This window comes from Marinobacter sp. L-80 (assembly GCF_056859395.1).
On sequence record NZ_JBSXOI010000034.1, the window covers coordinates 1 to 7,244 of the forward strand.

A 7,244-nucleotide genomic window follows, 5' to 3' on the forward strand; every position below is an offset into this window, starting at 1 on the left:
CGGCTTCTCATGCTGCTCGATAAAGTGGTGCCAGAGCAACTCATGCGCTTTGACAATGGTTTGCCGATCCATCGCCTGCTCCATTCGACAAAGCGTGGACTTGCCGGCCAGAGTCGAGGCATTCCCCGTGGCGGTTTGTAGCGCCTGATCAAAGCGCAGGGCTTCATGGTCATTCAGATCTTCGTAGCCACCGGCCACACCGTAGACCCGTTGCCGGACCAGGGACTTGAGCTCATGACGAATCATCCGGGGATCCCGCTGGTCGGTCAGAGTCTCGGCCAGTCGTTGGGTTAACCGGTGTTGTTTGTCGACTTCGCGCAGTAACAACACACCGGCATCCGAGGTGATATGGCCTCCGGAGAAATCGGCTTCAATCTGGCGGCGGGAGAGTGGCGAGAAGGTCAGTTTTTGAGGTATCATTTTGGATAGCGGCTTTTAGTGTGGGTTTTTGTGTAGGAACTTGAATTCTAACACTTTAAGCCGCTTCTTCCTTCCTCATGCTACCTTCTTCATGAGAAATCCGGGCTAGGTGAATCATGAGTTCCATCTCGAACATCGTAGGCGTCGCCTAACCTGATAAGCAGCCAGCCAGACGGTAATGTAAGGCCAGCCTCTTCATCGGTGATATCTGGGAGTTTTCGAGACTTTTTGAGCTTTCCATCCTTAATTAGAGCGGTCTTTGCTGCGGAAAGCTTAGTGATGAGCTCCTGTGCAGACTCATCCCCCGTATCCTGCTCCACCAATCGCCCCATCACCGCCAGCTGTAGGATAGTCTGCTTAAGCTTGTCGATGCTCTGTTCGGTGGTGAACAGGGTGTCGAAGTGGGCGGCGAGACGGGCCCAATTGTCGGCCAGTTCGGTGGCATTTTCGGATTGGGTGAGGGTGCCGAGCAGGGTGTCCACGAGGGTTTCGTGGGCTTCGAGCTGGTCGCTGGTTTGCTGTTCCAGCCGGTCGCAGAGGGCCATGAGTTCATCGACTTTTTGGACGATGCGGTGTTGCTCTTCCAGCGGCGGAACCGGCACTAGGCCTGAGAAAAACTGTTTGTCGTTAATCGCTGGGTAAGCGATGCCAGTCTGCACAGATTCAACGTATCTCACGAACGCCGGGCTTCGAAGATAGTGAAGGTAAAAACGTGCAGGCATTCCAGCGAGCGGGTGGAGGATAGCGAATGCTGTACTGGCGATTGGCTCAGGCTCAATTTTGCTCTCGATTACAGCGATATTCTGGAGGTAGGGGCGAACGGTTGAGTATATAAGCGTTCCTTCACTCACGATTTTTCTTGCTCGAGATGGGGCCTCTTCAGCTGAGAGAATGCTGGGCTGAGTGATTTCACCTCGAAGGCTATCGACAGAGGCGACATCAATGTAGCTAAAGTCGTCTTTTGGCGTTTTCTGCCCCCAGTCCCGTCCAAGATCCTCCAGCTGACTCCATTCCCAGCTAGAAGGCAAATTAAAGGGTTTGGTCATTTCTGATAGTTCGGGGAGCTTCCTTCGCTTTTTAATCTCGCCCTGCTTTATCAAGTGAAGTTTTTCAGCTCTGACGCGTTCAAGGAGTTTGCTGGCAGGCTCGTCTGTTGGGTTCTGTTCAACAAGCTTTCCTCGCACTGCCAACCCGAGAATCAACTCCCGAAGCTTCTTAACCCCAGTCAGCTCAGTTTTGCCATTACTCCCCCGACCACTGCCGGACTTCTTCATAACCGCCCCGGTCCACAAATCGAGGTGCTCAGTAATCAGCTCCCGCGAACTCACGCCGCACCTCCACCGGTGTTTTCATCGCTATTGTGAGAAAGCGCATCAGCGAGAATATCCCGCAGCTGGTGGCGGATTTCTTGGATTTCGGTCTGTTGCTGTTCGTACTTAGCCAGCAGTTCGTCCGGGTCGTGGCTGACCTGCTCCCCTTCATGGGGGTTCTTGATGTCCAGGTTGTAGTTGCGGGCCTTGATGTCGTCGATGGACACTTTCCAGGCCTGCTCGGTTTCCTCCCGGCTGACGAAGCCGTCGGCCTCGGTGCCCCACCAGTCGATTTCGGTCTGGAACTCCGAGAACTTCATGGGTTTGGTTTTGCTGTAGCTCTTGTAGCCCTCCGGGTAGGGGTGTTCGTAGTACCAGACGGTTTCCGTCGGCTTACCCTTGCTGAAGAACAGGAGGTTGGTCTTGATGCCGGTGTAGGGGTTAAAAACGCCGTTGGGTAGGCGCACGATGGTGTGCAGGTTGCATTCTTCCAGCAGTTTTTCTTTGAGGCGGGTTTTCATGCCTTCGCCGAACAGAAAGCCGTCTGGGAGCACCACCGCTGCGCGGCCACCGTCGCGCAGCAGGTGGATGAACAGGGTCATGAACAGGTCGGCGGTTTCCCGAGTGCGGAAGGCACTAGGGAAGTTGGTTTCAATGCCGTCTTCTTCCATGCCGCCGAAGGGCGGGTTGGCCACGATAACGTCCACCCTTTCTTTCGGCCCCCAGTCAATCAGCGGCCGGGCCAGCGTGTTGTCGTGCTTTATCTGGTCTGGCACCTCAATTCCGTGCAGGACCATGTTGGTAGTAGCGAGCAGGTGCGGCAGGGGTTTCTTTTCAACGCCTCTGACGGTTCTCTGCAGGGTCTGCTCGTCCTGCGGGGTCTCGACGTAGTGCTTGCGTTTGTGGTCGATGGTGCAGGTTAGGAAACCACCTGTGCCGCAGGCCGGGTCCATCACCACTTCATCAAGCTTCGGGTCCACACGGTTCACCATGAACTGGGTGACGGCACGGGGGGTGTAGAACTCACCGGCGTTGCCAGCGCTTTGCAGGTCTTTGAGGATCTGCTCGTACATGTCTCCTAACTCGTGGCGCTCGGCGGATTTGTTGAAGTCGATACCGTCCTGCAGCTTATTGATGACCTGGCGCATAAGCTGGCCAGACTTCATGTAGTTGTAGGCGTCCTCGAACACGTTGCGGATGACCACTCCCCGGTAATCGTCACCGGCTGGCTCCAGGCTCTGCAGGCCCGGGAAAAGCTTGTTGTCGATGAAGTCCTTGAGGTCTTCGCCCGTTATGCCTTCCGGGTTGGCAGCCCAGTTGCGCCAGCGTAGGGGTTCTGGAATGGGGGAGCGATAGTTGTCGTAAAACATTTCCCATTCCTGTTCCCGATCGTCGAATATTTTCAGGAACAGCATCCAGACCAACTGGCCGATGCGCTGGGCGTCGCCGTCTACGCCTACGTCTTTGCGCATAATGTCCTGGATGGATTTGATGGTGGTGCTTATCGACATGGGTGTGAAAGTCCGTAATTTTTGCAGAAGTATTTAGGGTGGTTAGAAATTTTAAGGAACCCGCTTGTAGAGCGCTTCTTCGAGCTCTTTGACGGCTTCTGTGTAGCCGGGCTTTCCGCCGAATGCGTTGAGCAATTCCATTGGCGCTCCAATTTTGCTGAAAGGAGCCAGCGTAAGCACTTTGACGTCTTCGACGGGCTCTATGCCTGAATCAGTGTATTTATCCAGTAAAGCACTCAGGACCTCTCTGCTGGCGCCTTCGTATTTACTGAAGTAGTTATTCTTGCGCACCTGTTCAGCCCGCTCTTTTCGACTGAGAGGTGGTTGGTCGTAGACGATATGGCATATTACATCGAAGGGATCTGGTTCCGCGCCCAGCTTTTTGCTGACATCCTTAATGAGGTCGTCCCAGATAACGCCTTGCTCGGCCAGTTCTTCGATGATGGCTTGTTTGCGGTCGGCCTGGTTCCAATGCTTGAGGAAGTCGGTGAGGGTGGCGTACTGCTCTTTCACCTTCTTGCGAGTGAAGTCCTTCAGGCTCTCGGTGATGAGCTTTCCGTCCGGGCCTAGGTACTGGACTCGTTCGGCGATAACGGTCACTTCAACATTGTCTACAACGTAACGGGTTCGGCCGCCGGTTCCGCCGCCTTCGCCCGGGCCACCAGTGTCTCCGCCTTTCGGGTCGTCGGTTTCCCACGCCGCTTCGGGATCTGCTTCATAGCCCCCAGGCTCTTCACCGCATCCGTGCTCCGGCTCGGGAGTCTCCGGTGCATCTTCGTCGTCAGGGTTAACGGGGTCTCCGGCTCCAGGTTCATAGACTTTTACTGGGTCGCCATCGAACGCTGGGTCTGCAAACAGCTCGGTAGCTTTTTTGAAATCTAGAATGGTGAACCAGTGTTTGTTGTAGTCGTCGTTGATGCGGGTGCCGCGGCCGATGATTTGCTTGAACTCGGTCATGGACTGGATGCGCTGGTCCAGAACAATGAGCTTGCAGGTCTGAGCATCTACCCCGGTGGTCATCAGTTTGCTGGTGGTGGCGATCACCGGATAGCGTTCTTCCGGATTGATAAAGTTGTCCAGCTCGGCCTTGCCTTCCTGTTCGTCACCGGTGATGCGCATCACGTACTTGCGGTTCTCTTTAACCCGCGTCGCGTTCAAATTGATTAGGGCCTGGCGCATGCGCTCGGCGTGGTCGATGTCTTCGCAGAACACGATGGTTTTCTGGTAAGGGTCAGTTTGGTCTAGGAACTCTGTGACCTTCTGCGCCACGACTTTGGTTCGCTTTTCCAAAACCAGAGTCCGGTCGAAGTCCTTTTGGTTGTAAATGCGGTCGTCGATGAGCTCGCCGTGCTTGTCGGTCTGGCCCTTGCTAGGACGCCAGCCCTGCAGGTCACGGTCAAGGTCAATACGCACGACTTTGTAAGGGGCCAGGAAGCCGTCTTCTATGCCTTGCTTCAGGGAGTAGGTGTAAACCGGCTCGCCGAAGTAGTCGATGTTGGAGACTTCCTTGGTTTCCTTCGGTGTGGCCGTCAGGCCGATGTGGGTGGCCGCCGAGAAGTATTCCAGAATCCGGCGCCAGGCGGAGTCTACAGAGGCGCTACCGCGGTGGCACTCGTCTATAACCACCAGGTCGAAGAAGTCCGGGGAGAACTGTTTGTAGATGTTCTGCTCGTCCTCGCTGCCGGTGACGGCCTGATAGAGCGACAGGTAAATCTCGTAGGACGGGTCTACTGTTCGGTTGGTGACCTTGGTCATGGCCTGGCCGAAGGGCTTGAAATCATTGTTCTTGGTCTGGTCTACCAAAATGTTTCGGTCGGCCAGGAACAGGATGCGTTTCTTTTGCTTGGACTTCCAGAGCCGCCAGATTATCTGGAAGGCAGTGAAGGTTTTGCCAGTGCCGGTAGCCATTACCAGCAGGATGCGGTTCTGACCGCGGGCTACGGCCTCTACCGTTCGGTTGATGGCTACGGTTTGGTAATACCGGGGCGTTCGCCCACTTCCATCATCATAGTAAGGCTGTTCGACCGTTTGCAGGGCGTTCTGGTGGATGCCTTTGTACTGGCAGTAGAGCTCCCAGAGGGTTTCCGGGGAGGGGAATTCGTCGAGGCTCAGGGTGGTTTCAGTCTGGCCGAAGAGTCCGGTGCGGTCGTGGAACAGGAAGCCATCGCCGTTGCTGCTGAATACGAAGGGGGCATCCAGGGCGTCGCTGTAGGCCAATGCCTGCTGCATACCATCGCCCAGGCTGTGGTTGTTGTCCTTGGCCTCAATGATGGCAATGGGCATGTTCTTCTTGTAGCTGAGAACGTAGTCCGCCCGGCGACGTTTGCCACGGGTGTGCAGCCTGCCACGCACAATGATGCGCCCAGCGGTGAACGACACTTCCTCTCGTACCTGGCTGTGCATGTTCCAGCCTGCTTTATCCAGAGCAGGATTTATGAACTTGCTGCAAATGTCTCGTTCTGTGAGCTTTTTCTTGTCCATGTGCTCGCCGCCCGTTACTTCCTGTTTGCAACTAATTGAGGCTGAAATATTTTGTGCTGTCAGAGTAGCCTAACTCGATAGGTTGCTGAAAGCTTGTGTGCTGCAGCGGGGCTTTGCTCCCGTAGCGATTGCCCCTCTTTTACTTCAACGCATCAGGTGCCTTGCTTCGACCCTGGGCTTGCATCTGGCTACTCGGAACGCCAACAAGTTGTAGAGGCGGCAGCCGGACGATAATGTCTCGAATTGGGTCTTTTGGGCCATCAAAGGTTGGTCGTTGTTTAGTGCTCGGTAGAGAATAATCATTGAATTCATGGGGCGCTCCCTCTCGCTGCATTTGCGCTGTTATTACGTTAGTCTTCCGGCCTTGATTGCCCTTGATGTGCACAGGCCTCCCGTAGAATCGTACAGGAAGCCCGTTTGTTTATAACGATGATTGATTATCCTTGATAAACATTGACTACCCTTGATATGCACGTTGGAAATCTGAGGCTACATGGCAGGAGTTACGGATTAGCCCCACCATTGCCTCAATTTTGGTTTGTTCGGAGGCCCACCACTTGGATGTTTTTGAAGTATGTGGGCGATAGCGGAGGCGTAAGCATCCAGTAAGGCAGGCATTTGGTGTAGTGGCATAGTAAATCTGGCCACCTGATTTTGAGTGTATGATCACTCACATAATGAATCAGGTGAAGACGATGGCGAAAACTAGAAACTTCAGTCCGGAATTCCGTTTGGAGGCTGCTCAATTGGTGGTCGACCAGGGATACACAGTGAAAGCTGCCTGCGATGCCATGGGTGTTGGCAAATCCACCATGGAGTACTGGGTTCGTAAACTTCGTTCCGAGCGGGCTGGCAAGGCACCCAGAGGCGAGGCCCTGACCACAGAGCAGCGTGAAATTCAGGAACTGAAGCGCCGCCTTCGTCGGGCGGATGAAGAAAAGGAAATCTTAAAAAAGGCTACCGCTCTCTTGATGTCGGACTCCCTGAGCAATTCTCGATAATCGAGCGACTTGAAGAGAGCTATGCGGTGCAGCGCCTGTGTCAGGTGTTTGGGGTGCATCGCAGTAGTTACCGGGCATGGCGTAACAGGGATCGAACGCCCTGTGAGGCTGAGCAAGAGCTCCAGGAGCAGGTTATCGAGGCACACGAGGCCAGCCAGGGTTCAGCCGGGGCAAGAACCATTGCCAGCATGGTGACACAGGCCGGAATACCGCTGAGCCGTTACCGTGCCAGCCGACGGATGAAGCAGTTGGGGCTGGTCAGTACGCAGCCGCCAAGCCACGTTTACAAGAAGGCCGATCAGCCACACCTGGATATTCCGAATCTCCTTGACCGGGAGTTCGACGTAGAGGAGCCCAATCAAGTATGGACTGGAGATATAACCTATCGTGTGCCCGGAGTCCAGGGCGAGCATGGAAGCTCAAATGGACCACGAGTCTATCTGGAATATTGAACCGGTGCTTCATGAGGAAGTAACGAACCAATCCCACCTACTGTGAGGGTGGTGAGCCTGAGCGGCAGT

At 54.7% G+C, this 7,244-nt stretch carries 6 protein-coding genes; 2 read left to right on the forward strand and 4 right to left on the reverse strand.

The features are described 5' to 3' along the window. The 4 genes from AC13E3_RS01605 to hsdR form a co-directional block, all read right to left on the reverse strand. On the reverse strand, window positions 1-420 hold a 420-nt coding region (locus AC13E3_RS01605; protein WP_482901641.1), incomplete at its 3' end, for a transposase. Between the two features lie 89 nt (window positions 421-509). Then, a complete protein-coding gene (locus AC13E3_RS01610; RefSeq protein ID WP_482901642.1) occupies window positions 510-1,694 on the reverse strand; it encodes a restriction endonuclease subunit S in 1,185 nt (394 codons plus the stop codon). A 50-nt stretch (window positions 1,695-1,744) separates the two neighbouring features. Continuing rightward, on the reverse strand, window positions 1,745-3,241 hold the full coding sequence (locus AC13E3_RS01615; protein WP_482901643.1) for a type I restriction-modification system subunit M: 1,497 nt from the start codon (window positions 3,239-3,241) through the stop codon (window positions 1,745-1,747). A 51-nt stretch (window positions 3,242-3,292) separates the two neighbouring features. Next, the gene (gene hsdR, locus AC13E3_RS01620) at window positions 3,293-5,722 is read right to left on the reverse strand and encodes an EcoAI/FtnUII family type I restriction enzme subunit R (protein ID WP_482901644.1); all 2,430 of its coding nucleotides are present in this window, start codon (window positions 5,720-5,722) and stop codon (window positions 3,293-3,295) included. 695 nt (window positions 5,723-6,417) lie between these two features. Here hsdR and AC13E3_RS01625 point away from each other — a divergent pair. Continuing rightward, a complete protein-coding gene (locus AC13E3_RS01625) occupies window positions 6,418-6,723 on the forward strand; it encodes an IS3 family transposase (RefSeq protein WP_011784511.1) in 306 nt (101 codons plus the stop codon). 53 nt (window positions 6,724-6,776) lie between these two features. Next, on the forward strand, window positions 6,777-7,175 hold the full coding sequence (locus AC13E3_RS01630) for an IS3 family transposase (protein ID WP_482901645.1): 399 nt from the start codon (window positions 6,777-6,779) through the stop codon (window positions 7,173-7,175). Window positions 7,176-7,244: the final 69 nt, after the last annotated feature.

Excerpts from the sequence above, each read along its gene's own strand:
- AC13E3_RS01610 (WP_482901642.1), bottom strand. The coding sequence starts at position 1,694 with ATGAAGAAGTCCGGCAGTGGTCGGGGGAGTAATGGCAAAACTGAGCTG.
- AC13E3_RS01615 (WP_482901643.1), bottom strand. The coding sequence starts at position 3,241 with ATGTCGATAAGCACCACCATCAAATCCATCCAGGACATTATGCGCAAA.
- hsdR (WP_482901644.1), bottom strand. The coding sequence starts at position 5,722 with ATGGACAAGAAAAAGCTCACAGAACGAGACATTTGCAGCAAGTTCATA.
- AC13E3_RS01625 (WP_011784511.1), top strand. The coding sequence starts at position 6,418 with ATGGCGAAAACTAGAAACTTCAGTCCGGAATTCCGTTTGGAGGCTGCT.